At 44.4% G+C, this 26,567-nt stretch carries 27 protein-coding genes; 13 read left to right on the forward strand and 14 right to left on the reverse strand.

Annotated features, from left to right (window positions below; translation table 11 throughout):
• Positions 1–98: 98 nt before the first annotated feature.
• The 6 genes from dnaB (at position 99) to A3IK_RS0112755 (ending at position 8,578) form a co-directional block, all read left to right on the forward strand.
• A complete protein-coding gene (gene dnaB, locus A3IK_RS0112730) occupies positions 99–1,463 on the forward strand; it encodes a replicative DNA helicase (protein ID WP_020560371.1) in 1,365 nt (454 codons plus the stop codon).
• Between the two features lie 79 nt (positions 1,464–1,542).
• Complete coding sequence (locus tag A3IK_RS0112735) at positions 1,543–2,976, forward strand: hypothetical protein (RefSeq protein ID WP_020560372.1); 1,434 nt, start codon at positions 1,543–1,545, stop codon at positions 2,974–2,976.
• A gap of 121 nt (positions 2,977–3,097) precedes the next feature.
• Positions 3,098–4,549, forward strand: coding sequence for an ATP-binding protein (locus A3IK_RS0112740; protein ID WP_020560373.1), 1,452 nt, complete (start codon positions 3,098–3,100; stop codon positions 4,547–4,549).
• Positions 4,550–4,555: 6 nt separating this feature from the next.
• Positions 4,556–5,260: a response regulator gene (locus A3IK_RS0112745; protein ID WP_020560374.1), complete on the forward strand. Its 705-nt coding sequence runs from the start codon at positions 4,556–4,558 to the stop codon at positions 5,258–5,260.
• Positions 5,261–5,650: 390 nt separating this feature from the next.
• The gene (locus tag A3IK_RS0112750) at positions 5,651–7,603 is read left to right on the forward strand and encodes a 3-hydroxyacyl-CoA dehydrogenase NAD-binding domain-containing protein (RefSeq protein ID WP_020560375.1); all 1,953 of its coding nucleotides are present in this window, start codon (positions 5,651–5,653) and stop codon (positions 7,601–7,603) included.
• Between the two features lie 69 nt (positions 7,604–7,672).
• Entirely contained in the window at positions 7,673–8,578 is a 906-nt protein-coding gene (locus A3IK_RS0112755; protein ID WP_020560376.1) for a hydrogen peroxide-inducible genes activator, read from the forward strand.
• Here the strand turns inward: A3IK_RS0112755 and A3IK_RS0112760 are convergent.
• The 8 genes from A3IK_RS0112760 to A3IK_RS0112795 all read right to left on the reverse strand — a co-directional run bounded on the left by A3IK_RS0112760 (position 8,544) and on the right by A3IK_RS0112795 (position 14,952).
• Entirely contained in the window at positions 8,544–9,467 is a 924-nt protein-coding gene (locus tag A3IK_RS0112760) for a type II secretion system minor pseudopilin (protein WP_020560377.1), read from the reverse strand. The genes A3IK_RS0112755 and A3IK_RS0112760 overlap by 35 nt on opposite strands.
• Positions 9,448–10,095 (reverse strand): prepilin-type N-terminal cleavage/methylation domain-containing protein, encoded by a 648-nt coding sequence (locus A3IK_RS0112765; RefSeq protein ID WP_020560378.1) that lies wholly within the window; start codon positions 10,093–10,095, stop codon positions 9,448–9,450. The genes A3IK_RS0112760 and A3IK_RS0112765 overlap by 20 nt, the downstream gene beginning before the upstream one ends.
• Positions 10,095–10,496 carry a type IV pilus modification PilV family protein gene (locus A3IK_RS0112770; RefSeq protein ID WP_020560379.1) on the reverse strand — a complete coding sequence of 134 codons (402 nt, stop codon included), beginning with the start codon at positions 10,494–10,496 and terminating at the stop codon, positions 10,095–10,097. The genes A3IK_RS0112765 and A3IK_RS0112770 overlap by 1 nt, the downstream gene beginning before the upstream one ends.
• Positions 10,489–10,935, reverse strand: a complete 447-nt coding sequence (locus A3IK_RS0112775) for a GspH/FimT family pseudopilin (protein WP_020560380.1) — start codon at positions 10,933–10,935, stop codon at positions 10,489–10,491. The genes A3IK_RS0112770 and A3IK_RS0112775 overlap by 8 nt, the downstream gene beginning before the upstream one ends.
• A gap of 10 nt (positions 10,936–10,945) precedes the next feature.
• Positions 10,946–11,368: a type II secretion system major pseudopilin GspG gene (gspG, locus tag A3IK_RS0112780; RefSeq protein WP_020560381.1), complete on the reverse strand. Its 423-nt coding sequence runs from the start codon at positions 11,366–11,368 to the stop codon at positions 10,946–10,948.
• 31 nt (positions 11,369–11,399) lie between these two features.
• Positions 11,400–12,623 (reverse strand): type II secretion system F family protein, encoded by a 1,224-nt coding sequence (locus A3IK_RS0112785; protein WP_245539484.1) that lies wholly within the window; start codon positions 12,621–12,623, stop codon positions 11,400–11,402.
• Positions 12,607–14,328, reverse strand: coding sequence for a type II secretion system ATPase GspE (gene gspE / locus A3IK_RS0112790; protein ID WP_020560383.1), 1,722 nt, complete (start codon positions 14,326–14,328; stop codon positions 12,607–12,609). The genes A3IK_RS0112785 and gspE overlap by 17 nt, the downstream gene beginning before the upstream one ends.
• 150 nt (positions 14,329–14,478) lie before the next feature.
• Positions 14,479–14,952, reverse strand: a complete 474-nt coding sequence (locus A3IK_RS0112795) for a hypothetical protein (protein WP_020560384.1) — start codon at positions 14,950–14,952, stop codon at positions 14,479–14,481.
• A 196-nt stretch (positions 14,953–15,148) separates the two neighbouring features.
• Here A3IK_RS0112795 and A3IK_RS0112800 point away from each other — a divergent pair, with 196 nt between their 5' ends.
• The 3 genes from A3IK_RS0112800 to A3IK_RS19405 all read left to right on the forward strand — a co-directional run bounded on the left by A3IK_RS0112800 (position 15,149) and on the right by A3IK_RS19405 (position 17,269).
• Complete coding sequence (locus A3IK_RS0112800; RefSeq protein ID WP_020560385.1) at positions 15,149–16,318, forward strand: vWA domain-containing protein; 1,170 nt, start codon at positions 15,149–15,151, stop codon at positions 16,316–16,318.
• A 138-nt stretch (positions 16,319–16,456) separates the two neighbouring features.
• The gene (locus A3IK_RS0112805) at positions 16,457–16,735 is read left to right on the forward strand and encodes a glycine zipper 2TM domain-containing protein (protein ID WP_020560386.1); all 279 of its coding nucleotides are present in this window, start codon (positions 16,457–16,459) and stop codon (positions 16,733–16,735) included.
• 60 nt (positions 16,736–16,795) lie between these two features.
• Positions 16,796–17,269 (forward strand): glycine zipper 2TM domain-containing protein, encoded by a 474-nt coding sequence (locus tag A3IK_RS19405; protein WP_020560387.1) that lies wholly within the window; start codon positions 16,796–16,798, stop codon positions 17,267–17,269.
• 92 nt (positions 17,270–17,361) lie between these two features.
• On the opposite strand, the gene ispG is transcribed toward A3IK_RS19405, so the two are convergent.
• On the reverse strand, positions 17,362–18,600 hold the full coding sequence (ispG, locus tag A3IK_RS0112815; RefSeq protein ID WP_020560388.1) for a flavodoxin-dependent (E)-4-hydroxy-3-methylbut-2-enyl-diphosphate synthase: 1,239 nt from the start codon (positions 18,598–18,600) through the stop codon (positions 17,362–17,364).
• 193 nt (positions 18,601–18,793) lie between these two features.
• On the opposite strand from ispG, the gene A3IK_RS0112820 reads away from it, so the two are divergent.
• Entirely contained in the window at positions 18,794–20,065 is a 1,272-nt protein-coding gene (locus A3IK_RS0112820; protein WP_020560389.1) for an O-acetylhomoserine aminocarboxypropyltransferase/cysteine synthase family protein, read from the forward strand.
• 13 nt (positions 20,066–20,078) lie between these two features.
• Here A3IK_RS0112820 and murI read toward each other — a convergent pair whose 3' ends face one another.
• The gene (gene murI, locus A3IK_RS0112825; protein ID WP_020560390.1) at positions 20,079–20,891 is read right to left on the reverse strand and encodes a glutamate racemase; all 813 of its coding nucleotides are present in this window, start codon (positions 20,889–20,891) and stop codon (positions 20,079–20,081) included.
• Positions 20,884–21,693, reverse strand: a complete 810-nt coding sequence (locus tag A3IK_RS0112830) for an inositol monophosphatase family protein (protein ID WP_020560391.1) — start codon at positions 21,691–21,693, stop codon at positions 20,884–20,886. Before A3IK_RS0112830 ends, murI begins: the two co-directional genes overlap by 8 nt.
• Positions 21,694–21,893: 200 nt before the next feature.
• On the opposite strand from A3IK_RS0112830, the gene hemH reads away from it, so the two are divergent.
• The 3 genes from hemH to A3IK_RS0112845 are packed head-to-tail and all read left to right on the forward strand — an operon-like array spanning position 21,894 to position 24,696.
• On the forward strand, positions 21,894–23,003 hold the full coding sequence (gene hemH, locus A3IK_RS0112835; RefSeq protein WP_020560392.1) for a ferrochelatase: 1,110 nt from the start codon (positions 21,894–21,896) through the stop codon (positions 23,001–23,003).
• The gene (locus A3IK_RS0112840; protein ID WP_020560393.1) at positions 23,000–23,758 is read left to right on the forward strand and encodes a competence/damage-inducible protein A; all 759 of its coding nucleotides are present in this window, start codon (positions 23,000–23,002) and stop codon (positions 23,756–23,758) included. Before hemH ends, A3IK_RS0112840 begins: the two co-directional genes overlap by 4 nt.
• Positions 23,759–23,769: 11 nt before the next feature.
• On the forward strand, positions 23,770–24,696 hold the full coding sequence (locus tag A3IK_RS0112845; RefSeq protein WP_020560394.1) for a lysophospholipid acyltransferase family protein: 927 nt from the start codon (positions 23,770–23,772) through the stop codon (positions 24,694–24,696).
• 23 nt (positions 24,697–24,719) lie between these two features.
• Here A3IK_RS0112845 and sctJ read toward each other — a convergent pair whose 3' ends face one another.
• Genes sctJ through A3IK_RS0112860 form a run of 3 tightly spaced genes read right to left on the reverse strand, consistent with a single transcriptional unit; the run spans position 24,720 to position 26,317 of the window.
• Positions 24,720–25,334: a type III secretion system inner membrane ring lipoprotein SctJ gene (sctJ, locus tag A3IK_RS19410; RefSeq protein ID WP_020560395.1), complete on the reverse strand. Its 615-nt coding sequence runs from the start codon at positions 25,332–25,334 to the stop codon at positions 24,720–24,722.
• 21 nt (positions 25,335–25,355) lie between these two features.
• Positions 25,356–25,928, reverse strand: coding sequence for a hypothetical protein (locus A3IK_RS0112855; RefSeq protein ID WP_020560396.1), 573 nt, complete (start codon positions 25,926–25,928; stop codon positions 25,356–25,358).
• 23 nt (positions 25,929–25,951) lie between these two features.
• Positions 25,952–26,317, reverse strand: a complete 366-nt coding sequence (locus A3IK_RS0112860; RefSeq protein ID WP_020560397.1) for a tetratricopeptide repeat protein — start codon at positions 26,315–26,317, stop codon at positions 25,952–25,954.
• Positions 26,318–26,567 lie beyond the last annotated feature (250 nt).

Genomic DNA, 26,567 nt, shown 5'->3' on the forward strand with positions numbered 1-26,567 from the left:
CTCACAGGTAGACTCTTTTTTACACATACTGAGTCTACCTGTTGTTAATCTCTTTATCTGCCTTTAATCTTTGATTGTGCAACTAAGGTAATTCCACTATGGCAGATACGTATGAAGCTCTTAAAATTCCCCCCCATTCGATTGAAGCTGAGCAATCCGTCTTAGGCGGTTTAATGCTAGACAATGAAGCATGGGACTTAGTGGCTGATAAAATCAGCACAGACGATTTCTATCGTCATGATCATCGTACTATTTTTAGAGCAATCACTTCCTTAGCTGAAAATGCTCACCCCCTAGATATTATTACCCTCTCAGAATCACTCAAGCGTAATAACCAACTCCAAGAAGCAGGTGGTCTTGCCTACCTCGCCATTTTGGCGAAAGACACACCCAGTGCTGCCAATATTCGTGCTTATGCAGAAATTGTGCGTGAAAAATCGATTCTGCGCCAACTCATAGGGGTCGGTACAGACATAGCCGATGCGGCCTTTAATCCTGAAGGGCGTAGCAGTAAAATGCTCTTGGATGAGGCAGAAAAAAAGGTGTTTAGCATTGCTGAACAAGGCTCACGCCAAAACCAAACTTTTCGCCCGATTCAAAAGCTTATGAAGCTGACGTTGGCACATATTGAAAAGCTCAGTAAGCTCGACTCGACCATTACAGGGGTCTCCACTGGCTATACTCAACTGGATGAAATGACTTCAGGTCTGCAAAAAGGTGATTTAATTATTGTGGCAGGGCGACCCTCCATGGGTAAAACCACTTTCTCCATGAATATTGCTGAATATGCCGCTGCCTATTTAAAATTACCCGTGGCAATTTTTAGTATGGAAATGCCCGCCGAGCAATTGACGCTACGTATGCTATCCTCAATGGGTAGGGTTGATCAGCATAAAGTAAGAACGGGTAAATTATCCGATGAGGATTGGCCTCGTATTGCAACAGCAGTACGCATTTTCGCTGATGTGCCGATGTATATTGATGACAGTCCGGGATTATCCCCTACCGAGGTACGTGCGCGAGCGCGGCGTTTAGTACGCGAACATGGACAGCTCGGTTTAATCGTATTGGATTATTTGCAATTAATGCAAACCGGAAGCAGTGAAAACCGTACTACGGAGGTCTCTGAAATCTCGCGTTCATTAAAATCATTGGCAAAAGAGCTCAGTGTGCCTATTATTGTATTATCTCAACTCAATCGTAGTCTGGAGCAACGCCCTAATAAGCGTCCGGTAATGTCCGACCTACGTGAATCCGGTGCGATTGAACAAGATGCTGATATGATTATCTTTATTTATCGAGATGAGGTTTACAACCCAGACTCACCCGATAAAGGTACCGCTGAAATTATTATAGCAAAGCAACGTAATGGCCCGATTGGTACAACTCGTCTAACTTTCCTCGGTAAATATACACGCTTTGAAAACTTCGCCCCGGAACACTATGTTCAAGGGTTTGAATAGTCCACCCTTCGGCTTAATGGATGAGGAAGGGTTTGAGTAAATTTGATTATGGTTAAATTCAGTATAACGGAGGATTGCTATGCCTCGTGGTAGAACACTCATCAGGCTACGCAGCCATCAAGAACAAAAGCGTCGACGCTTATTAATGTTAGGAATACCACTCCTAGTCATCGGTAGTGGTTTAATTTGGTTTATCAACAGTACCAATGCGACTCCAGCAGAGAGTGCCGCACCTACAGCAGTAGTTGCTCAGAGTAATCCTGCTGACACGGACGCACCCCCGCTGACCGAACGCAAAGATTCTCCCCCCCCAGTTCCCGCAGAAGAGCCAAATGCGGTCATTGCAAATGCTACAACTCAAGCACAACCGCTGGCACTAGTCCCCTCTAGCTCTCAAACTCAAACTGTGGCAACTGAATCCGGTAGTACGGCGAATACTAGTCAGGAGGTGGCTGTAGCTGCTCCGCTGGTGGAACCTATTGCTAAGAGCGAAACCTTACCTAGCTCACCACAAACGGATAATAAGGTTGCGACTCCTGCTCCTAGCTCGGAATCTCTTGCCAAGAGCGAAACCTTACCAAGTCCAACACCAACGGAAAATCCTGCCTCTACTCCAGCACACACTCAAGCAGAGCCAAGCTCTACTTTGACAAACAACACACCAATGACTACACCTGAATCTGTCGCAACAGCGACCACAACGACGGCTGTATCCACGAACACGTCAACACCAGTGGTGGCTGAAACGACAACAACTGCTTCCACAAGCACTTCGACACCAGAGGCTGAAACAGCGACTACAGCTCCCACAAACATCTCGACACCAGAGGCTGAAACAACAACGGCATCTACAAGTGCATCAACACCAGTCGCTAAAGCAAAAGTGACTGAAACGGCTACTCAGCCTGCCCCACCTTTAGAAATTAGCCTAGTGAATGAGCCTACTAATCGCTTCGCTAACAGTGTAACAACAAATCGCCCAGCCACTAGTCGTCCAGCCCCTACTACTACAACAGTATCGGTATCGACACCCGCTATACCAGCACGCTCGGCTCCTACTGTAGTGATCAATGCCAATACTCGTCGTGACGACAGCAATAGCGGCAGTAAAGTATCCTCAACAACTTTACTGGCTCTCAGCGGGGGTATTCCACTGAGCACACCTCAAACCATTCTCCCCCCGGCTAATACAGCTAGCCTAAATACCACTATACGCCAAGCGAGTATGCCGACTAGCAATGCGCGTGGAAATGGCTGGATTTATGCGGGGCAATTTAATAATGGTATCTGGATACAACGCGGTTTAGTCATTGGTGATCAACTACCTGCCCAAGGTCAACGTTATCGTTTGGTCACCGGCACTAAATTACGCGATGCACCTCCCGGACGCCGTACTGGGAGTGGTAATTTAGGCGAACCCATTGGTTTTATTAATCAAGGGCAATCTATTCAGGTAGTACAGATTAAAAACTCAGGGAAAAGCGGTCATATTTGGCTACAAGTAGCTCGCTAAACTACCTACCCCCGCTCTCAATACCCCCAGTACTATTGTCTAGTACTGGGGCGTCATCTTTTTTGCAAAGTGTTATGTGATACTAAAGGGTATTGTGCTAGCCAGATTGAGCCGCTTTCCTATGAATATCAAACACTTTAGTATTCGCACTAAACTATTTATCGCCTTTTTATTAGCCTGTTTGTTATCACTAGGGGCGGTGATTTTTATTTTCAAATATACCGTGACCGATGCTTTTTTAGACTATCTAGAGCAACAAGATGAAGAGCAGTTGGACAAACTAGAGCAATCACTCATCGAGCATTATGCAATTCACTTAAACTGGGACACCTTACGCAGAAATATCCGTAGCCTTGATCCTTTCATATTTAAAGGGCAACCTCCGCCTGCTCCCCCGCCTGAATTTTTAGAGGATTTATTTTTTTCACCCCCGAAAAGGAAACCCCCTCATCATGGTCATCCCTCTTTTCCGGGGCGTGGTGGACGTTTTTTATCGCGTGTTATTATTTTAGATCAAAATCGTCAGGTAGTATTTAGCCGACACACTCAGACAGAACGTCAACATACACTTGAACGTCCCTTGTATTATCAAGATCATATTGTTGGCTATGTTGGTATGTACAGTGTGGAGCTATTGGATAAATTAGATCGAGAATTCGCGCGTCGCCTTGATTATTTACTATGGCTTGCTGCTATCGCAGCACTCATCACCACGGCCTTATTTTCGTTTTTAATCGCAAGGCAACTAGTCAAACCTATTGATCAGCTACGCCATGCCACTACGCGCTTGACCGAAGGACAATATGGACTACAAATGCCTGTCAAATCCCAAGATGAGCTAGGTAAATTAACCAGTGATTTCAATCAACTATCATCCCGACTAAAAGAGAATGAAGGCGCACGTAAACAATGGATTATGGATATTGCCCATGAGTTGCGCACACCGTTAGCGATTTTACGGGGGGAAATTGAAGCACTACAAGATGGTATTAATGAGCCTGATGAGGAAACCATTAATTCACTGCATCAAGAAGTATTACACCTGAATCGCTTAGTCGATGATCTTTATACCCTGTCTATGTCCGATAGTGGTGCCTTGAGTTATCACAAAGTACCCTTAGATATTAGTAGCTTACTGAATGATACGCTGAACCAATTCCAAAAGGCATTAAGCGACCAAGGTATTCGTCTCAGTACGGCGATTGCTCCCTATCCGGTTATGGTGCAAGGTGATGAACAGCGCCTACAGCAACTCTTCCAAAATTTACTGAAAAATACCTTACGCTATACCGACAGCCCCGGAGAATTACAGGTTAAATTACAAACCACTAGCAAAGAAGTATTCATTCAATTCAGTGATACTGCCCCCGGTGTGCCCGATGAATCCCTACCCAAACTCTTTGAACGTCTGTATCGTGTCGAGGGTTCACGCAATCGAGCCACAGGGGGCGCGGGGATAGGATTGAGTATTAGCTATAATATCACCCATGCCCATAATGGTAATATTCAAGCACATCATTCACCATTAGGCGGATTAGCGATTACAATTACATTGCCACTCTATAAAGGATAATTAGGCATGGATACTATTTTAATCGTAGAAGATGAGCCAAAAATCGCCGATATTTTAGCTAAATATTTAGCCAACTCTGGTTATCAAACGCATTGGATTACCCAAGGCACCGAGGTCACAAGCTGGGTCAAAGAACATCAACCAGTCTTGATTTTGCTCGATTTAATGTTACCGGGGGGTAAAGATGGTTTAGAGGTTTGCAAAGAGCTGAGACAATTTACCACTACCCCCATTATTATGCTCACAGCACTTTCAGAGGAAATTGATCGGCTTTTAGGTTTAGAGTTAGGTGCGGATGATTATATCTGTAAACCGTTTAGCCCCCGTGAAGTCATCGCGCGTGTCAAAGCGGTTCTAAGACGTGCAGCCCCTACCGATAATACCCTCCTCTCAGCATCTCCTACGCCTAGCGCAACTATCTCCACACAGGGCTTAGTATTAGAACGTGACCGCCTTACTGTCCATTGGGAGAATCAAGAGACGGTGTTAACCTTGGTAGAGTTTGAGCTATTAGAAACCTTAGCGTCTAAACCGGGGCGTATTTTTAGCCGTCAACACCTCATGGAAAAGGCTTATCCTGACAATCGCATTGTCAGCGACCGGACTATTGATAGTCATATCAAGAAATTACGCAAAAAACTAGATCAACTAGAGCCAGAGCGTGAACTGATTCACTCGGTTTATTCCGTAGGCTATAAGTATGAGCCTTAATGCAGGTAGCCCCCTAAAACGATGCTAAGTACTTGAGCCAAAGTCATCGAGTATGTCCTCCGCAGCCGCTGTGAATACCTCCTTGTACGCTACAAGGTGGCATCCCTGCCGCCAAGACTGCTCCAGAAATACCCGATGACTTTGATATACCTACTGAAATTTGCTATCTGTTCACAGTATTTGCACATTGTAATCAAATTTTGTACTCATTAGCACTCTATCATAGTCCATGTAAATCAAATCGCTTTACATTTCACCTCGTTTAGGCGAGTCCCGTATCAAGGACTCGCCTTTTTCTTATAAAAACGTTTTAATACTGCTGTTATTATCTATTTACTCTTATAATCAGTCCCATGCAGTATAAAAATCGCTAACTAGTAGCTTGAACCTATGAAGCAGCCATATCAGCATCTTAGTTTAACTTTTGATGAGCAGCAGTACTTGTGGATTAACCTTAATAGCGCTAAACCACAGGGTAATACGGTCTCGTCTGCACTATTAGATGAATTAATGTCTGTTTGTGCTCAAGCCACTCAATATGCGGGTTTAAAGCTCATTATTCTCAGCTCTAAACATCCTGATAGTTTTTTAGGTAGCCATGATCTAGAGCAGCTTTACGGCTTACGTCATCGCCAAGCTGTGCAACGCTATATCCAACAAGCTCAAGAACTAACTAAATTATGGCGACAACTGCCCGTCCCCATAGTGGCCTTTATTAAAGGTCACTGTGCAGGTATTGGTTTAGAAATAGTACTGGCTTGTGATACTACCCTCGCCTTAGAGCACTCCATAGTTAGCTTTCAGCATCAAGATTTTGAGTTAGGGATCACGCCTAGTATTGGGCAATTTAAAAACCTAATCCGTCGCTCAGGTGCTAAGGCGGCATGGACTTTATTATTAAGCGGTCAAACCTGGTCGTTGCCGGTTGCTCAATCGCATGGCCTTATTGATCATATGATCGCGGCTGACAAGCTCATGCCTACGCTAGATAAAATCGCCCATACTCCGAAAGCGACGCTACAGGCTAAGCAAAAACACCATCAGCATTGGTCAAATATCTCTAAATGGACACAAAGCTTAGGATTAAAGCAACTGATTGCTAGTTACTACCCTCCTGCCTTTTATCCAGCGCCCAAACACCTGCTGTCCAATTGGCTTAGTTTCCCGCGCCACAAAAATTCACTCCAGCAAGAAGCACAAACCTTTACCGATCTAGTCCTAGAAGCACCAGGTACTCATCTCATCTACCTTAAAACAGCTAAACAACGTTGGCTAGCCACACTACCTCCCGCCCTAGATACCCCTCCTAAAATAACCATTATAGGAGCCGGAGCAACAGGACAAGCGTATGCCCTTGCTTTTCTACTAAAAGGTTGCTCAGTCAGTATTCGAGACACCAATGCAGAACAACGCGAACTAGCTCAGCTAGCCCTTCAACAGCAACTATCGAGTCAATTACAGGCTAAAGATTATCAACAAGCACTTGAGCGGCTAAGCTGGATTAAATCTTTGCATGAGATTGAGGCTGATTTTGTCATTGAGTGCCTACCCGATCAGCTACGAATCAAACAAGATCTATTAGCGGAACTAGAAGAGAGCACGCCAGAAACAACGCTTTTATTAACAACCAGTCTGGTTTGCTCACTAAAAGATATCACAGCGCCCCTACTTCAACCCCAACGGGTAGTGGGATTACATAGTTTTAACCCTTTCCCAATCCAACCCTTAGTGGAGATTATTTATTTACCACAACTTACTAAATCAACTGTAATTGAACGTACTGTGGGATTAATGCGTCTCATCGATAAATTACCTCTCGTATTGAGTTATCAGCAACAGTTTACGGTCTACCGTATTTTGATTATTTATTTATTTCAAGGTATGCGTTTACAACAACAAGGAGTACCTGTTACTACTATCGATCAAGCCGCGCGAGCATTTGGTATGCGTTATGGCCCATTAGAATTAGCGGATCATATCGGTTTAGATACCTGTTTACAATTAGGTGAATTAGCTAAACAACAAATGGATTTAGAAATTCCAGCCTTATTGCGAACATTAGTCGCTAATATGAAATTAGGACGCAAAACTCAAAATGGCTTTTATCGTTATCGTAATGGGCGAGCTTTAAAAACTGAGCGTGAACAATGGACAGGTAATAGTGAGCAGATGAAACGCAGGCTGGTTAAGCAAATGGTGGAGGAGGCTCGTATCTGCTTAGAATTAGGATTAATCGAAGAGGCTAGTTTTTTAGACCTCAGCGTAGTAATGGGCTGTGGTTTTCCCGCTTTTAGAGGCGGTCCCATTCGCTATGCAACTCATCCATTAAGCAGTTCCTTATAAAACCTAAGTTACTGAAAATAGATGGGTTTAAATAAACCCATACTCAGTTTCATCCCGTTAGGAAATATTATGAGTTTACCAACCGTTAAACAGCTACGTTATTTTGTAGCGCTGGATACCTATCAGCATTTTGGGCGAGCTGCTGATGCTTGTTTTGTTTCCCAGTCGGCTTTTAGTACCGCTATTCGTGAGCTAGAAACCACTCTCAAAGTCCAATTAGTCGATCGTACCAATAAAAATGTTACCGTTACGCATATTGGACGACAAATTGCTGGAGAAGCTAGGCGTTGTCTCAGAGATATCGAAAACTTAGTCGAGTTAGCTCGCAGCAATCATGCCCCCTTAACAGGTGATCTGCGTTTAGGAGTAATTCCTACTATTGCGCCGTTTTTATTGCCTAAAGTAGTGCCTAAATTACATTTGGCTTTTCCACAATTAAGACTCTTATTAACCGAAGATATTACCCAACGCTTACATGCTAAGTTATTAGATGGTGAGTTAGATTTAGTTTTATTAGCATTGCCTTATGCTATGAGTAATGTAGAGATTCATAGCTTATTTAAGGATAGTTTTTATTTAGCTTGTCGTGAAGATACTCGACATATAAACCCACACCATTATCAGTTTAATGAGTTAGCTTCTGAAAGTATTTTACTCTTAGAAGATGGGCATTGTTTGCGCGACCATACGCTGGCAGCTTGCCATTTACAAGATTTGGATAAAGTCAATCGCTTTAGTGCGACTAGTATTCTAACGCTAGTACAAATGGTGGATACCGATTTAGGTATTAGTTTTCTGCCTCAGATGGTAAAAAACTCACCCTTATTAGCCGGCACTGAAGTGAAACTTTGGTCTACTGATGAATATAGTTTCCGTGAGGTGGGGTTAGCCTGGCGGCGTGGAAGTGCTAGAGCAGATGAATTTAAGCAATTAGGTCAGTTTATTCAAACTGTGCATCAGGACTCACTGTCTTAACATAATAGGTGATAAAAGGAGGATTACGACCAGGCAAAATGCGCACGGAACGCTCTTCTATGTAAGCGGGGCGCGGCTCATCGGGAATACTCACACTGATTTGCATGCGATAAACAGGAGCGGCTAGTTGATCCAAAAACTCACTGCCAAAATTCGGCTGTACCCAGCCCCCCTTGGCTTCTTCACGCGCTTGAATATAGGTATCGACTGCTTGCTGATCACCTTTGGCTAAGAGCAATAAGATATGACGGGGAGCCATCATGGGGTTAATCCCATGTGCATTAGAGCTAACCGTTAAATACCGTGCTAAGCGTTTATACAATTCAGGGGTTATATCTAAGACTTGTTGTAACTCTTCAATACGCTCAATAGGCGCGTCTTTTGCTCCCGCTTCGATGCCTTCGCGCTCATAATCAGAGTCTTCTGCCCCATTAACACGTTTAAGATCATCAGGATCACGAAAATCGTCAATCTTATCTATTAAGGGATCAATATCTTTCTCTGCTACACCAACTGCTTTGAGCACTTCAAATAATAACGGACGATCCGCCTGATTCAGATCCACCAAGCCATTCTCACCCACCATGCGAATATCTATTTTAGCGCCATCATACTCCCAAGTAGCGACGCCCCCGCCTATTTTGATCTTGCGCTCATCGGTGGGAACAAATAATTGCATCACCGCAAAATGCGTAGCCGCCTCGGCTAAAGCCCGCCCTTTGACACTAAAGCGTGCATAATCCATCATTTGCATTTGAGTACGAGAGGAAAAAATCAAGGAGCCTGCCATCATCATTAAAATAACAATCATCCACAGCACAATCATCATGGCAACGCCCTGTTGCGGGGTAGATTTCGTAGTTTTTGTCTTAACGGCGAGCAGCAACATAAGCATCCACTTGGGGTAATTGCACTAATAAATCAGGCCATTGGCGTTCATTATCGGCTAAAGAAAGTTTGAGTAATAAAGGATAAACGCCCTTATCAGTCTCCCATTCATCTAACCACTCTGGGTCTTCTTCCATGGTTTCCGCCGCAAAATAGCTAAACTTAGCTTTTTTCAACCCCTCATATACTAAAACGGGTTCACTATCATTGAATGCTTCATCCCATTCGGTATCAGGGCGATAAGGGGCATAGCGCATTTGTAATTTTTGTCCCTTAAAGGTTAATTCAATCAAATAAATTCCCCCCTGACCTTGCAGAGGTTGCAACGGTGCTGCATAACGTACCACTTCACCCTCGCCCTTAAAGGCAAATACTGGGGCTTTAGTGCCACCCTTTTCGGTACCCATCACTCGTACTACTATCATTTGGCTCAATTGACGGCGCAAGAAATCGCTAATCAGGCGCATATCCTCGGTTTTGCTCATGCGATTATCGGCGGCATCCCAACCCTTACTCATGGTATTAAAGCTGGCAAATAATCCGGTAAATAAAAAAGCCAAAATGGCAAAGGCAATCATGACCTCTAATAAGGAAAAACCGCTTTGCCGTGCATAACGAGGAGCTAGCATTATTTACGCTCCCCAAACCGAATCGAGGTTAGGGTATAAGAGCGTTCTTTACCATCACTCTCCCATTCAATCGTCACGACCACCTTAAATGGCTCCACACTTAAAGAAAAACTTTCTTGCTCCTCCATAAGCTCAACCGGTGCCATGTCTATGCTCCAACGATAATCCGAACTCTCGATTGAGCCACTCTCGGATCCCTTCTCAACCTTAATATCCCGCCCAACACGAGCCAATTGTGATTCGGCGGCTAAGAGGGCATAACTCATTTCATCGGCTAATGCCACACTACGCATAGCAGTGCCATAAAGCTGCAATAAGGTGCCAATGACGAGTCCCATCACCACAAAGGCAACCAATACCTCTAATAGAGAAAAACCTTGGCTTGATTTAACGCTACTCAATGCTGACCCGCCCGGTGACCCATTCCACATTCACCTTATACGTTTGCCCTTTATAGCTCACATCGACAGCGCCTCCTGTTGAACTACCATCAGGGAAAAAGCGAATCGCGCCTTGATCTTTGCCCATGACTTCAGAGGCCGCCGTATGGAGTTTTAATTCAATCGCTGCAGACAAGGTACGCTCTTGTTTGATACCTTCAATTTGAAAGGTTCTACTCGCTGTATTCATCATCCAGCGCGTTTGCTTTTGGCTCATAATCGCGCTGGATCGAGCATGACGTAGACTCGCCAACACTTCACGTGCCGACTCGCGCAATACCGGCCCTTCTGTTAGGTTGGTCGCTACAACGCCCATCAATAACCCCGTCAAGGCCAAGACAATCATGACCTCGATTAGGCTAAAACCTCGTATTCCCCCGCCTCCAGTTTGAGCAGACATCGCTAGCTACTTACTGCTTATTCCAAAGGGTAATATCGGCATTATCGCCTTCGCCCCCTTGGGTATTGTCGGCACCATAGGAGAATAAGTCATAGGGCTGACCATTGGCTCCTGGACGTTTATATTGATATTCATTATTCCAAGGATCTAAAGGAACGCCGCCTTTTTTCAAATAAGGGCCATTCCAACCTTTAGCACTCGAAGGCGCTGTCACTAAAGCTTTCAAACCCTCGGAGGCACTAGGATAATTGCCGACCTCCAGTTTATACATATCTAAAGCCGCGCTAATATTTTCAATTTGCACCTTAGCGGATTGTGATTTCCCACGGCCTAAATAACTCATGGCCTGAGGGCCGACGATGCCGGCAATCAATCCTAAGATGACTAATACAATCATCAGCTCAATTAAGCTGAAACCCCGTTGTTGTTGCATACCGTTCTCCATTGTATTTATTATTAATTAACTATTTAACCAAATCTGCCATATTAATCATGGGCAGTAAGACCGCAAAAATAACCACTAAAATCCCAGAAGCCATCACTAAAATTAACAAAGGCTCCATGACGGCTAATAACTGCTGTACCGAGGTTTTAACCTCCGCATCGTAAATGGTAGCCACCTCATTCAGTAGATGCTCCATTTGTCCTGTTTCCTCCCCTACCCGTAGCATATGTAAGGCATAGGGGGGAAATAGTCCCTTACTTAGTAATGTTTTGGTAAGGCTTTCGCCTTGTTTTAAACTCCCAGCCGCCTCCTCCACCGCTCGCGCCATCACCCGATTACTCATGGTATTTTTGACTATTTGTAATGCGCCTAATAAGGGCACACCATTATGTAATAAGGTGCTTAAACTACGGGAGAAACGCGCCATTTCAACCTTAGAAATCAATGACCCTACTAAAGGCCATTTCAGCATGGAGCGATCTAGACGACTGCGGGCTGTCTCATTCTTAAGGAGCACTTGAGCCAATAGCAGGATGAATAACACAATACCGAGGATCAACCACCATTGGTTTTTGAGTATATCCCCCGCTGCAATCACAGCCTTAGTCAGAGCAGGTAACTCGCCCCCCATATCCTCAAACATGCGCGAGAATTGTGGTACTACAAAAATCAGTAGGGCAATAATGGAGCCACCCGCCACAACTAATAAAATAATCGGGTAAATCAGGGCAGACATGACCGTACCGCGTAGCTCTTTAGCACGCAGCATATAATCCACCAAACGAGCTAACGCCTCATCTACTGAACCACTTGCCTCACCTGCTCGCACCATATTGACGTAAAAACGCGTAAACTTACCCGACTCCTCTAAAGCATCAGCAAAGTTGCGCCCACTTCTCACCTTGTCCTGAATCTCTTTAACAAGCTGATGTACGCCTTTGTGTTCAGTAATCTCTAATAACACCCCTAAGGCTCGGTCGAGTGGTAAGCCTGCTTTTAACATCGAGGATAACTGCTGCGTCAAGGCCACAATATCATTTTGGCTGACTTTAGCACTGCCGGATAATTTCAACCCTTTGCTAACAGTTGGTCCTTTAGCACCTTTTGCAGCTACTACTTTAACCGGGATTAAACCTTGGGCTTGCAATTGCTCAATGGCCTGAGCCTCGGAAGCCGCATCAATACTGCCATCAACGGCTTCACCCGATAGTTTTACGGCTTTATAACTATACTGGGGCATCATCAGTCTCCTCGGCGACACGGAGAACTTCTTCTAAGGTCGTGACGCCTTTTAAAGCCTTCAATAAGCCGTCTTCATAGAGCGTGTACATACCCGCTTTGCGAGCTTGATCTTGAATCACACCCGCATCGGCATGTTTAAGTACTAGTCGGCGAATATCATCGTCCATCACTAAGATTTCATGAATCGCACTACGCCCTTTATAGCCCGTATTACCACAAGCAGCGCATCCCTTAGCATGCCATGCGAGTAGATCACCATCGGGTTGATAACGGCGTAAATTTAATTCTTTAGCCACCTCAGGCAACATGGGTTTAGGCTCTCGACATTGTGGACATAAACGCCTTACTAAGCGCTGAGCCAAAATCGCATTCACCGTAGAAGTAATGAGATAATCTTCTATCCCCATATCTAGCAAACGGGTTACACCACCGGCTGCATCATTGGTGTGAATGGTTGAGAGTACCAAGTGACCTGTAAGGGCGGATTGAATCGCAATTTTGGCGGTTTCCAAATCCCGCATTTCCCCGATCATAATAATGTCCGGGTCTTGACGCACAATAGCGCGTAAGGCATCCGAGAAGGTCAAACCAATTTTAGGATTGGCCTGAATCTGATTAATCCCCTCTAACTCATACTCCACCGGATCTTCAACGGTGAGGATCTTATTTTCTGGAGTATTCAGAGAAGTGAGAGCGGCATACAGTGTTGTCGTTTTACCCGAACCAGTAGGGCCGGTGACTAGAATCACGCCATGTGGCTGTTTTAATTGCTCATGTAGCACTTTGAGATTGGTATCAGAAAAGCCCAGTGTTACTAAGTCAAGTTTGACACTATGCTTATCCAGCAGACGCATCACCACACTTTCACCATACATGGTGGGTACGGTTGATACCCGCATATCAATTTCTTTACCCTGAGCACGTAATTGAATGCGCCCATCTTGGGGCAAACGCCGCTCCGCAATATTCAGCCGTGCCATGAGTTTAATTCTTGATATCACCGCAGCGGTTAAATGAGCAGGCGGTGCATCAATCTCATGAATCACCCCGTCGATGCGATAGCGAATTTTGAGATGATTTTCAAACGGCTCAATATGAATATCAGAAGCACGCATGGTCATAGCCTGAGTCATGATTTGATTCACCAGCTTAATGACGGGAGCCTCGCTCGCCATATCTTTTAGCTGTTCAATATCATCAGGGTCATGATCACTACTGGTGATCTCGAACTCATCGGTTTTCTGCTCGGTTTGTGTCTGTGCATAATGACGCTCAATATGGGATTGAACTTCAGAAGGCAAACCCAGCATGGGTCTAATCGTCTTATCACTCGCCATGGCTAATGCCTTGAGCATTTGCTCATTAGTTGGCTGAGTGGTTGCTACTGTTAATACATTATCAGTCAGAGTCAGTGGTGCAACTTCCATAGAGCGCAGGTAGTTGAGGGCAATACCCACATTCTCAATGCCTTGCTCTGGATAGTCTTTGGTAATCACCATCGGTACATTCAGAAAACGTGATAACACAAAGGTCATTTCCTGTTCGGATAACATACCTAAGCGCACCAATACTTTTCCTAAAGGCAATTTAAGCTCGGAGCGTGCCCGTAAGGCTTTATCAAAATCGTTAGGTTTCAGTTTGCCTAATTCGACTAAACGTTCGCCAAAGGCAACATCTAAATCGGTGGAGTGTGTCGCAACCTGCATATTATTATTCTTTATGTAATTAAGGTCACAGCAACCCTATGACGGGTTTCAGTTTGTATGAGTTTATAAAGGAGCTTGGAACATCACTCCTTTATTTGGCTTTCTATAAGTTTCGTTGATACCTGAATAAGTTGCAAGTGGTTTTTCGGTTTAAACCCCTCCACGCACTGCCATGAATACGATCATCATACCAACTCCCACAAAACTGAGAATTAACATCGCTAAACTCAATATCCCGATTAAACGCCAAAAATTAGCCTGAATCAGCAGGACATTATCTAAATCAGCAGACTGCATACTCGCTAATGCTCGCTTGATCGCACTGGCAAATCTAAATAATTGTATGGAGGCGGCAAAAGTAATCGCTATTAAGATCAAATAAACAATAACCACAGGCGCAGTCATGCCCATCCCAAAGGCGGCATCTCCGGCTCCACTGGCTATAATCCCTACAACACCTATCAACATAAATACCGCACTAATTATCCCTAACACCCCTAAGACCATGACCCAAGGACGAGTACGACGCAGGGCAAGTACGATAGTATCCGAATATAAACCCTGCCCCCCAGCTAGATCTTGAACTTCGGCTTGTGGGGCGGCAAAAATATTATCATTAGACATAAAAACTCCTAAATAATGGCAAGGACATAGACCGCTCTCATAAGTATGATAGTCTAACTTAACCTCAGACATAGCGATTGTAGGCTAAGCTATTAGTAGCTCTAGATGAACCGCTAATAAACAATTGTTATGGTTTGCTTAAAATACGGTGCTACTCTCAATGACATCAACCCCAGTAAAAATACAAGTTAATACAATGAAACTATTTGCTCGAACCGTGATTCGCTACTTCAGCTTTATTTCATTCTCGGTCTGCATAGGCGCTCCCCTGCTTGCCGCTGATCAACAGGCTACTATGATTATTCTCGATGGCTCCAATAGTATGTGGACTCAAGTCCAAGGCCAAGCCAAAGTGATGATTGCACGCGAGAGTCTCGATACCTTAGTCAAGGGAGCCGGTACGACTTCCTTTGGACTAACCACTTATGGCGGCAAATGTAATAGCGTTAAAGTGGTAGGAGGCATAGGTATGGATAATACCGAACTCCTCAAGCGTGCCAATAAACTCATGCCTAAAGGTCGCTCACCTATTTCTAGCGCTTTAAAAGCCGCTGCTAATGAAGTTAAAAATAGTGGCAATATCCTCTTAATCAGTGATGGTGAAGAAAGCTGTAAGGCAGATCCCTGCGAAACGGCTGCAACACTGAAACAACACTATCCTAATTTAGTGATTAATGTCTTGGGTTTTAATGCCAAAGACGAAGCCCAGCTCCAATGTATTGCTAATAATACTGGTGGGCGCTTTGTATTGGCACAAAATACCGCCTCTATTGGTGCATTATTCACCGATCTACAACCTATTATCGAGGAAAAAGCTATTGCCGGCAGTAGCACTAATGCGGATAGGGTAGTACCACTGTCTTCTATGGCATTACAAAACCCCGGTACTTTGCGCCTAAGCTTAGGCGAACAAGGACGCACGGACAATCTACGCTCTAGTTATTTTATTTATACCCCTGATAATCAATTAGTTGCACAAATGACCCAAGGTGAGGCACTGCAAACCGAACTATCCGCCGGCACTTATCGGGTTAATGCCTTATGGAAAGGTTTCCGTCAGTCACAAACCGTTACAGTAAAACCTCACGAAACGACAGAATATCGTTTTAACCTTGATAAGATTGGTACGCTAAAACTAAGAGCGACTGATGCTAATGGTCAGACTGTAAAAGCGAACTATGCATTATATGATACCCATGACAAAGCCATCACTAACCATGTTTCATTAGAACAAGTGAATGAGCGCCTACCTGCAGGTAGATACCGGGTAAAAGCGACTTACAATCAAAGCTCATTAGAGCAAGATATTGAGGTCAGTCCACAAGGGGTGAGTGAGCAGGTTTTTGAGTTTAAGGCATCTAACTAGATTTTATTTTAGAATAATGACCGTTTAATCATCTACTAAGAACCTTTTACAACAATAGCGGTCAGAGCTGATACTGACCCATTATAATAAGGCAGTATGGGGTATGCCCCCTACTGCTATATCATTAGGAACTTTACAATGAAAAAATATATTGCTTATTCAGTCACCATCGCGGCAACTCTTACGATATTATCTCTCACTGGTTGTGCTGCACCTGCTAGTCACACACAAAATGGTGCCGTCGCTGGATCAGTAGTCGGTGGTGTAGTTGGTCATCAATTCGGTAAAGGTGATGGCAAAAAAGCAGCTACCGTAGCAGGCGCCATTGCAGGCGGGTATATTGGGGGTAATATGGGAGCACAAGCTGACCAATATTATCAACAACCGCAATATAATGGCCGCGGCTATTACTATTAATTAATTTATACTCATCTAGCTCACAAAAAAATAGCTATCATTAAACAAGGGTTCTCTAATATGAAACTATCTCTACGTATCTTAACTGCATTAGGTTTAACTGCTACCTTACTCGTAGGTTGTGGTGGTGGTATGGCACCGGCTAGTAACGCTCAAACTGGCGCTATTACAGGTTCTGTTCTAGGTGGGGTAATCGGTCATCAATTTGGTAAAGGTGATGGCAAAAATGCTGCTACGGTTGTAGGCGCTATTCTTGGTGGTTATATTGGTGGCAATATTGGCGCTCAATTTGATACACAAGATCAAGCTTATCTGAACAATAGTTTAGCCTCTGGTCGTCCTGCCACTTGGCAAAACCCCAATACTGGCTATAGTTATACTGCAACACCAGGCCCTGTCTATCAAACTACTTATCAAAATCAACCTGCTGTTTGCCGTCCTGCTACGGTACAAGCAGTGATTGATGGACGTGTACAAAATGTACAAATGAAAGCTTGTCGCGGTTCCGATGGTCAATGGCGCGACGCTAGCTAATTTACTTGCTGTTAAATATCTAAGGTTTAGGAAGCGATCATTTTTCGTCTGACACCGTAAATCGCTTCCTACCTTTTATCTCGCTCTACTGTTCAAGCCACTTCGCGCTTGTAGGTACGTTCTATATACGCCTGCACTAAGCCTTGAAACTCTTGTGCAATGGCATCGCCCTTTAATGTTACTGTTTTGTGTCCATCCTCATACACAGGCGCAACAGGCACTTCACCACTTCCCGGTAAACTAATCCCAATATTGGCATGCTTACTCTCACCCGGCCCATTCACCACGCAGCCCATGACTGCGACTGACATTGCTTCTACACCGGGATATTGAGAGCGCCAGCTTGGCATTTGCTCACGCAGCCAAGTTTGAATTTGGGAGGCTAAATGCTGGAAGTAATCACTGGAAGTACGCCCACAGCCCGGACACGCCACCACTTGCGGGGTAAACGAACGCAAGCCTAGAGCTTGTAAAATTTCTTGTCCGACAATGACCTCTTTATCCCGTGAAGCCCCCGGCTCTGGTGTCAGCGAAATCCGAATCGTGTCGCCAATCCCCTCTTGTAGTAATACAGAGAGCGCTGCAGTGGAGGCTACAATCCCCTTACTGCCCATACCTGCCTCGGTTAGACCCAAATGCAGCGGATAATCACAGCGTGAAGCCATATCTCGATAAGCGCGAATTAGCCCCTGTACCTCGCTCAGTTTACACGACAAAATAATATGATTATGCGGTAAACCATATTCTTCTGCTTTTGCTGCGCTGGTGAGAGCCGATTCAATCAAGGCTTCATGCATGACCTCATACAGCTCTAATGGTTGGGATAATTTAGAGTTTTCATCTAATTTACGGGCAAGTAGCTCTTGATCTAATGACCCCCAATTTACTCCAATACGCACTGGCTTATCATAGCGGCAGGCAAATTCAATCATTTGGGCAAATTGCTCGTCACGATTTTTACCACGCCCGACATTGCCCGGATTAATCCGATATTTAGCCAGCGCTTCGGCACAGGCAGGCACTGCACTTAGTAATTTATGCCCATTAAAATGAAAGTCACCAATCAGGGGGACATTACAGCCCATTTTATCGAGGCGCTCACGAATCTCCGGCACCGCCTCAGCCGCAGCTTGCGTATTGACGGTAATGCGTACCAATTCGGAACCCGCCTGAGCTAGTTCAGCGCATTGAATCGCGGTACGCAGCGCATCCGCCGTATCCGTATTGGTCATCGATTGTACGACTACAGGCGCATGCCCTCCTACTGTCACATGCCCTACTTGCACGGCTACGGTAGGATGCCGTTGGATCAGTGTATTACTTGCCATCATTATTAAATTCGTAAGCTAAGAGGAGAATCATTATGCCTAAAATGGGTGATTATTCGCAAAATATACCTAGAATCATTAATGACGACTCTAAGCCAGTGAAATACTTAAAACTACCTCAACACTAAAAACCTCTATCCATTCAAGCCCCCGCAAAACTATGCTACTGTGTCTCCACTATTCTGGAGGATACCTTATGAAAAAAGAAACCTTATCTATTCACGCAGGCTATAACACTGACCCTACGACTAAATCGGTTGCTGTTCCGATTTATCAAACCGTTGCCTATGAATTTGATGATGCACAGCATGGTGCGGATCTCTTCAATCTCGCCGTCGCGGGTAATATCTACACCCGCATTATGAACCCCACCAATGATGTACTGGAAAAACGGATAGCTGCTCTAGAAGGCGGTATTGCTGCCCTAGCGGTGGGTTCTGGCATGGCGGCGATTAATTATGCCATTCTGACCATCGCGCAGGCGGGTGATAATATTATCGCGACCCCACAACTCTATGGTGGCACCTATACCCTATTCGCCCATATGCTCCCTAGTCAGGGTATTGAAGTACGCTTTGCCGAAAATGACTCAGCCGAAGCGATTGAAAAACTCATTGATGACAAAACCAAAGCGGTCTACTGCGAAACGATAGGCAATCCGGCGGGCAATATTGCCGATATTGAAGCGATTGCTAAAGCGGCTCATAAACACGGGGTAGCAGTTATTATGGATAATACCGTCGCCACACCGATGCTCTGCACACCGATTGAATATGGTGCGGATATTGTCGTACATGCACTCACCAAATATATTGCCGGACATGGTACTTCTATCGGCGGGATTATTGTCGATTCGGGCAAATTCCCATGGGCTACGCATAAAGAGCGCTATCCGGTACTGAATCAACCCGAACCCTCCTATCATGGCGTGGTGTATACCGAAGCCTTTGGTGCAGCCGCTTACATTGGCCGCGCTCGCACAGTGCCCTTACGTAACACAGGTTCGGCCTTATCGCCCTTCAATGCCTTTTTAATCCTACAAGGGGTGGAAACCTTAGGCTTACGCATGGAACGCCATTGTGACAATGGTTTAGCCGTAGCTCAGTATTTAAAAAATCATCCTAAAGTCGAATGGGTAAACTTTGCCGGTCTCGCCGATGATCCCTATCATGCGTTGGCACAAAAATACTTTAAGGGTAAACCCGCTTCACTGTTGACCTTTGGTATTAAAGGCGGCTTTGACGCAGGTGTAAAATTTTATGATCAACTCCAGCTCATCAAGCGTCTGGTGAATATTGGCGATGCTAAAAGCTTAGCCTGCCATCCTGCCTCCACCACGCACCGCCAACTCACACAAAGCGAACAACGCAACGCTGGGGTAAGACCTGAAACCATTCGTTTAAGCATTGGTATTGAGCATATTGACGATATTATCGCCGACTTAGAGCAAGCCTTTGCCGTAGTGTAAAGGCTATACGCACTTATCTAAACTCTGCAGGTAAAGAGAGTAGCTCTAACTCTCTTTGCCATAATAAGGCGGCACTCTTGGCACTTTTTTCTAGTAACTCACCCTGTAAGCTAGAGTAAAACTGCACCCGACGCTGAGCTAAAGGATTCGTCTGTAAAAGCTGGTGTTGAGTTAAAATATTCACCACCTGACGCGTCACCGCTTGGCTGGTCTCAACAATAGTCATTTGCCCCTGAATTAGCTCCATGAGCGTCTGGCGCAAAAAGGGATAATGGGTACAACCTAATACTAAAGTGTCCACGCCTTGCTCTTGCAGGGGTTTTAAGTATTCACTCAATAATTGTTTTAATTCGGCACTATTAAAATCTCCAGCCTCTACATGCTCAACTAAGCCAGGGCAGGCTTGTACCACTACTTGAGTATTTTGAGCATAGGTATCTATTAAACGCTGCAAGCGAGCGCTATTCGCCGTTTGGCGCGTAGCCAATACGCCAATTTTGCCCGTTTGGGTCAATTTAACCGCTGGTTTCACCGCAGGCTCTAGACCAATGATCGGAATGGTCAGGTGTTGCCTGAGTACCTCCGCTGCATAAGCAGTGGCTGTATTACAAGCAACTACAATAACCTTTACCCGCTGACTCAGTAAAAAATCACTGATTTTAATACAGCGCTCCGCCATATAGTCTGCTGTTTTTGCCCCATAAGGGGCATGAGCAGAATCTGCGACGTAAACCAGATCTTCAGCGGGTAATTGGCGCTCAATTTCTAATAAAACCGATAACCCACCTAACCCAGAGTCAAATACACCAATAGGTTGATTAGACATGTGTCATTTCAGTTGCATATTGGGTAATCACTTGCTGCCAAGTAGCAAATAGGGTGGGATCAGAGGCCGCAATGACGGATTGGCTTTCTACTTTAATCGTAGAGACGGGATTACCATCCAAGGCTCTAGCTATTCCGCCGGCTTCTTTTAGCAATAAAGTACCTGCCGCTAAATCCCACAGTTTCATACCACCATGCAGATAAATCTGCCCCCGTCCGGCTGCCATCCACGCCCACTCTAACGCACAAGTACCTAAGTTACGCTGGGAGCCATAGGGCGTTTGATTCACCAAGTTAGTCCGTAATACAGGGCTTAAGCGCTTAAAGTCAATGAGACCTACTGATTGCTTTAAGCTCAGACCACTGGTTCTGCAATACAGGCGTTTACCATTTAAATACGCCCCCTGCCCTAATTGCGCTGTGAAAACCTCATCATGTAGTACATCATAAGTCACCGCCTGCACCACTTCACCCCGATGCAATAAGGCGAGCGAAGTACAAAATAAAGGAACTCCCGCCGTAAAATTACTCGTGCCATCCAAAGGATCTAGCACCCATAGCCATTCACTAGTGGCTAATAGCTCTTGCTGCTCTTGCGTACTCATTTCCTCACTGAGGAAAGCGATATGGGGGTAGGTTTTGGCAAAAATACCCTCTAATGCCTGATGACTAGCTAGATCCGCCTCGGTCACGACGCTACCATCGGTTTTAATAGCAAAGCCAATTTTATTAAAACGTGGTGCAATTTCTTGTTGTGCCACATACTTTACCCATTGGGTAACCTGTGCTAAATCTGGTAGCATGATTGCTCTCTCTATCGGTAAGCTCTCTAATCTAACGAGTGCGCTCCATCAGCGTCAAGCCTCTCGCTCTTATCCAAGTAGGTATACCCGATTACCTTGGCTCAAATACTTATTATTACCTTATTACACTGTACCTAAGTTTATTTTTAGGAGTGCTAGGTTTATCCTGCACCAACTTTTAGCAGTCCAGTGTGATTCTTATGAGCCGATTAAATAATGAAACCGATTTTTTTCATGGTAAAACCGAGGCCATTGGTGTTTTATTAGTGAATCTTGGTACACCTGACGCACCCGATACTCCTTCAGTACGGCGCTATTTAAGACAATTCTTATCCGACCCGCGTGTGGTCGAAATTCCGCGTTTGATTTGGTATCCCATTCTATATGGCGCTATTTTACCCAAACGTCCTGCCGTGAGTGCAGAAAAATATCAGAAAATTTGGACGGAGCAAGGCTCTCCGCTCTTAAGCATTAGCCAGCAACAACAACAATTATTACAACGTGAGTTAGACATACGCTTTTCTGGTGCAGTCAAAGTGGCACTCGCCATGCGTTATGGCAAACCCTCCATTGAAAACGCGCTAGAGGAACTACGCCAGCAAGGTATGCGCCGCTTAGTGGTATTACCGCTCTATCCGCAATATTCATCCACCACCAGCGGCACAACCTTTACTGCCGTGTTTAAAGAGCTAGGGCGTTGGCGCTGGATGCCTGAGTTACGCCAGATTAATCACTATCACGATCACGAAAACTATATTAAAGCACTCGCCAATAGTACGCGTGACCATTGGGATAAGCATAACCGTGGGCAACTGCTGCTGATGTCCTTTCACGGTATCCCCAAACGTAATTTAACCCTAGGAGATCCCTATTTCTGTGAGTGCCATAAAACCGCACGATTATTGGCTGAAGAATTAAATCTGCGACCCCATGAATATCGAGTCACCTTTCAGTCGCGCTTTGGTAAAGCAGAGTGGCTACAACCCTATACGGATAAAACCTTAGAGGCTTTACCAAATGAGGGTATTAAAAAAGTAACCGTGATATGCCCCGGTTTTGCTGCCGACTGTCTAGAAACCTTAGAAGAAATTCAAATCGAAAACCAAGAACTCTTTATTAAAGCAGGTGGAGAGCAGTATGATTACGTTCCAGCTCTGAACGTACGCGAAGATCACATTCGGATGCTGGCTGATTTGGTACAACAACATACCCAAGGCTGGCCCGAAGCCGATTCTCACGTTCAAAGCCAATGGCAACGACAAGCAGATTTAACGCGCCAACGCGCACAACAGTTAGGGGCTAAGCAATGAAGGCAGTATCCAATCGTGTAGGACTGATCTTAATTGGGGACGAGCTATTAAGCGGACAACGCCAAGATAAGCATATGGCGAATGTCATTGTAGCGCTTAAAGCACGTGGAATGACTTTAGCTTGGGTTCGTATGGTCGCTGATGAGCGTGAAGCCTTATTAACGACCTTTCGTGAAACACAACAAACGCATGAAATAGTAATGAGTTTTGGGGGGATTGGTGCCACTCCAGATGATTTAACCCGCCAATGTGCGGCAGAAGCGTTTGGCCTGAAACTTTTTCGCCACCCTCAAGCTGTGGCTTTAATTGAACGCCAATTTGGTGACAAAGCCTATCCTCAACGCATTCGTATGGCTGAGTTACCCGATGGCTGTACACTTATTCCTAATCCTATTAATAACGTACCGGGCTTTAAAGTAGCTCATCATCATTTTGTCCCCGGCTTTCCCAAAATGGCTGAACCCATGATTGAGTGGGTATTAGACACGCATTATCGCCACCTCCAAACACCGAATCCTGATGTCGAACAACGTTGGGAACTGTGTAATGTCTTAGAAAGTGATTTAATTCCTATGATGGAGCAATTATTGGAAACCTTTCCTGCGGTACGTCTCTCTAGTTTACCTAGTACAGAGCGCAGCCGGGTAATTGATTTTGGCTTAAAAGGACAACCTCAAGCGGTCAATGATGCGGGAGAATGGTTTGAGCTACAAATGCAGGCACAGGCGATTTCCTGTCACCGCCAAGCTAGTTAATCTAAAACGCAATGAAACAATCGTTTACCGCGCCCTCTTTTGAGTGGCGCTGGGTGCATCCACGCTATTGGCTTGCTTGGCTGGGAATAGCGTTGTTGCTGCCCTTAGCTTACTTACCGTGGCAAGCACGCTGGTCGCTAGGCAAACAACTAGGGCGCATATTGTATCGGTATCAGGCTAAAAGACGAGCTATTGTCGAGACTAATCTCAAGCATTGTTATCCTCGACTCTCGGAGGCAGAAAGAGCCGCTTGGACGCTGAAGCACCTACAACATTATGCCGCTGCACTCTTAGACTACAGTGTGTTATTTTTTCGCTCCCGTGTAACACTCGCTAAACGGATTCGACTTCACCTACCTGAGACGTTTAAGCAAGCCGTAGCGGAAAATCAACCTATTATCTTACTACTAGGGCATTCAACTTGGCTGGAGTTTGCACCACTCGCCATAGGATTACACTATGCTGCCTATGGTTCTTATAAGCCCTTTAGCCAGCCTATTTTTGATTGGCTCATTGCACGGAGTCGGCTAAAAGATGTGGAGTTTGTCATTCCGCGTGAGGCGGGTTTACTAAAACTAGTACGTTCCTTAAAACCCGGCTTGATACTCATTTTCTTACCAGATGAGGATTTAGGATTAAAAGCCTCGGTCATAGTCCCGTTTATGGGACAAGACAAAGCCACACTGACAACACCTGCCCGCATTGCCGAATTAGGCAAAGCTACTGCTTTTGTTTCCTTAGCTTTTTTTGATGAAACCACCGGGCAATACCATATTAATATCAGTGAGGCTCTCGCTCCTTATCCCTTAGGGGGTGAAGCAGCCGATGCTACGCTAATGAATCAAGCACTAGAGCAATTAATCGCCTTACATCCCGAACAGTATTTATGGCTTATGAAACTATTTAAAACCCAAAGCGATGGCTCTAATATTTATTAGAGCCTCTGGCTGGTTGACGGTATTTATTTCGACGTATTAGGTAATTGAGCTGGAACCATAACGACTGAAACCTTATCATAGCTTAAACCTTGGATACTTTTTTCCACAATTAGCTTAATTTCAGACTTCATACTTTCCAGCTCAAAGGAAGGATGATACTTAATAAATACCGAGGCTGATGAAGGTGTAACCGGATTATTATTAGTCACCGTGGCATCCTCAGGCAATACCACATGCACCCGCGCGACTAGGACACCGTCAATTTGAGATAAGGTTTCCTGTACACTTTGCGATAAAGCATAAATATAACGCGCACGCTCTTCTAAAGGTGAAGAAATAAGACCATCTTTCTTAAACAGCTCCTGCATTGAGGCTACCTTTTCACGCGGATAACCATGTTCTCTCAATAAAGCGACTGCTTGAGGAATCTTAGAGTCATCCACATTCAGGGTATAGGTTCCATTTTTAAGATCAGCAATCTTTTCAGCGCCGATATCATTTTCTAATAGAATAGCCATCATATTATTAGCATCAATCTCATTAAGCTGGCTGTGTAACTGTACTTTACAGCCAGCTAATAAGAAAATACTCAATAATAAAGCGAGCTTGGTTTTTAGTCTTATTGTTATAATATTCATTTGACACCTAAAGTATTAATATCAGCCACTCGCTCTAAATAAGGTTTTGAAGCCTTGTGCTACTTGGTTTACCATCGCAGAGGCTAAATTAATCGTCGTTGACCACATTTGGGCATTAAATGTCCAAGCGGTAGTATCTTTCTGATAATTAAGCGCGGCCTCTTGGGTTTTGTGCATATCCTGTAGAGCTGTTTGATAGTTATCAGTCTCTGTTGTATTGACAGAACCTACATCGGGATAAGTACGTACCGAAGAATCACTACCTTGCACCCCAGCATCACTCAGATAACTACTAAACTGTGGACGATCTTTCAGTTGATTTAACAAACTGGAATAGGAGTCGTCCATATTAGCTAGTTTATTAATGACCATGTCCTTAAGCGAGGTCGACTCAACACCTGTGTTAGGCTCTACTACTTGGAGTACAGCCTGATCATTGGTATTACTCTTTATAGAGGACAAATCCAATTGACCACTCATAAGGTCATCAAAACGCATCACATCTTGTGACTGTGGTGGTGGTAATGTTTGTGTTGCAGGAGCACCCACACCACTAAGGGGGGGCGTGCTCATTAATACACTGGATTCAATCATGGAGTAATACTCCTCTACTATTACTATTGGTTGAGATAAGCATTAGCAATACTTTGTTCATCTGCATTACCATGAGCAGATACCTCCCTAAATAGTTGCTGTGCTTCACTTTGTTGTCCAATCTGATTTAAGGCAATACCTAAGAAGCATTTAGCGCTCATGTGATTAGGCTCATTGACTAAAATCTGATTACGTAAAATATCAATAGCCGTATCATATTCACCTGAATAAATACGAGTAATCGCCAAGCCCATTTTAATTGGTGTTTGCTCACGTCCTACTGCATCTACACCATCCATGATAACTTTCGCTCGTTGAATATCCCCTTTAAAACAAGCCATATAACCAATTTCAGAAAGTAATTGCAGTAATTCAGTTGTTGCTTTCATTTTTTTACTTCATATTTAAGATTATAAATAATGCTACTCATTATATCACAAAAAATAATAACCTAGTTTCTTTCAATACTGCTGTAAGTATATTTTTGAATATTCAAATTAATACCTCTACCGCTAAGATCATCCAGAAATATAAGCTACTTTTTGTTAAGTATTTATTTTGTAGCGACATTCAGCTAACAATCAGCTAATTTAATAATTTTACCTAAAATCCTTTATAACATCACAAGCAAATGGATAA

Origin of the sequence: Thiofilum flexile DSM 14609 (genome assembly GCF_000380185.1) — a bacterium.
Classification (GTDB): Bacteria; Pseudomonadota; Gammaproteobacteria; order Thiotrichales; family Thiotrichaceae; genus Thiofilum; species Thiofilum flexile.

Coding starts and splice junctions, on each gene's coding strand:
- hemH (WP_020560392.1), top strand. CDS start 21,894: ATGAGCCGATTAAATAATGAAACCGATTTTTTTCATGGTAAAACCGAG.
- A3IK_RS0112735 (WP_020560372.1), top strand. CDS start 1,543: ATGCCTCGTGGTAGAACACTCATCAGGCTACGCAGCCATCAAGAACAA.
- A3IK_RS0112760 (WP_020560377.1), bottom strand. CDS start 9,467: ATGTTGCTGCTCGCCGTTAAGACAAAAACTACGAAATCTACCCCGCAA.
- A3IK_RS0112765 (WP_020560378.1), bottom strand. CDS start 10,095: ATGCTAGCTCCTCGTTATGCACGGCAAAGCGGTTTTTCCTTATTAGAG.
- A3IK_RS0112755 (WP_020560376.1), top strand. CDS start 7,673: ATGAGTTTACCAACCGTTAAACAGCTACGTTATTTTGTAGCGCTGGAT.
- ispG (WP_020560388.1), bottom strand. CDS start 18,600: ATGATGGCAAGTAATACACTGATCCAACGGCATCCTACCGTAGCCGTG.
- gspG (WP_020560381.1), bottom strand. CDS start 11,368: ATGCAACAACAACGGGGTTTCAGCTTAATTGAGCTGATGATTGTATTA.
- A3IK_RS0112805 (WP_020560386.1), top strand. CDS start 16,457: ATGAAAAAATATATTGCTTATTCAGTCACCATCGCGGCAACTCTTACG.
- A3IK_RS0112820 (WP_020560389.1), top strand. CDS start 18,794: ATGAAAAAAGAAACCTTATCTATTCACGCAGGCTATAACACTGACCCT.
- A3IK_RS0112845 (WP_020560394.1), top strand. CDS start 23,770: ATGAAACAATCGTTTACCGCGCCCTCTTTTGAGTGGCGCTGGGTGCAT.
- A3IK_RS0112830 (WP_020560391.1), bottom strand. CDS start 21,693: ATGCTACCAGATTTAGCACAGGTTACCCAATGGGTAAAGTATGTGGCA.
- A3IK_RS0112860 (WP_020560397.1), bottom strand. CDS start 26,317: ATGAAAGCAACAACTGAATTACTGCAATTACTTTCTGAAATTGGTTAT.
- sctJ (WP_020560395.1), bottom strand. CDS start 25,334: ATGAATATTATAACAATAAGACTAAAAACCAAGCTCGCTTTATTATTG.
- A3IK_RS0112785 (WP_245539484.1), bottom strand. CDS start 12,623: ATGATGCCCCAGTATAGTTATAAAGCCGTAAAACTATCGGGTGAAGCC.
- A3IK_RS0112855 (WP_020560396.1), bottom strand. CDS start 25,928: ATGATTGAATCCAGTGTATTAATGAGCACGCCCCCCCTTAGTGGTGTG.
- A3IK_RS0112745 (WP_020560374.1), top strand. CDS start 4,556: ATGGATACTATTTTAATCGTAGAAGATGAGCCAAAAATCGCCGATATT.
- A3IK_RS19405 (WP_020560387.1), top strand. CDS start 16,796: ATGAAACTATCTCTACGTATCTTAACTGCATTAGGTTTAACTGCTACC.
- A3IK_RS0112775 (WP_020560380.1), bottom strand. CDS start 10,935: ATGTCTGCTCAAACTGGAGGCGGGGGAATACGAGGTTTTAGCCTAATC.
- A3IK_RS0112740 (WP_020560373.1), top strand. CDS start 3,098: ATGAATATCAAACACTTTAGTATTCGCACTAAACTATTTATCGCCTTT.
- gspE (WP_020560383.1), bottom strand. CDS start 14,328: ATGCAGGTTGCGACACACTCCACCGATTTAGATGTTGCCTTTGGCGAA.
- A3IK_RS0112750 (WP_020560375.1), top strand. CDS start 5,651: ATGAAGCAGCCATATCAGCATCTTAGTTTAACTTTTGATGAGCAGCAG.
- A3IK_RS0112795 (WP_020560384.1), bottom strand. CDS start 14,952: ATGTCTAATGATAATATTTTTGCCGCCCCACAAGCCGAAGTTCAAGAT.
- murI (WP_020560390.1), bottom strand. CDS start 20,891: ATGTCTAATCAACCTATTGGTGTATTTGACTCTGGGTTAGGTGGGTTA.
- A3IK_RS0112800 (WP_020560385.1), top strand. CDS start 15,149: ATGAAACTATTTGCTCGAACCGTGATTCGCTACTTCAGCTTTATTTCA.
- A3IK_RS0112840 (WP_020560393.1), top strand. CDS start 23,000: ATGAAGGCAGTATCCAATCGTGTAGGACTGATCTTAATTGGGGACGAG.
- dnaB (WP_020560371.1), top strand. CDS start 99: ATGGCAGATACGTATGAAGCTCTTAAAATTCCCCCCCATTCGATTGAA.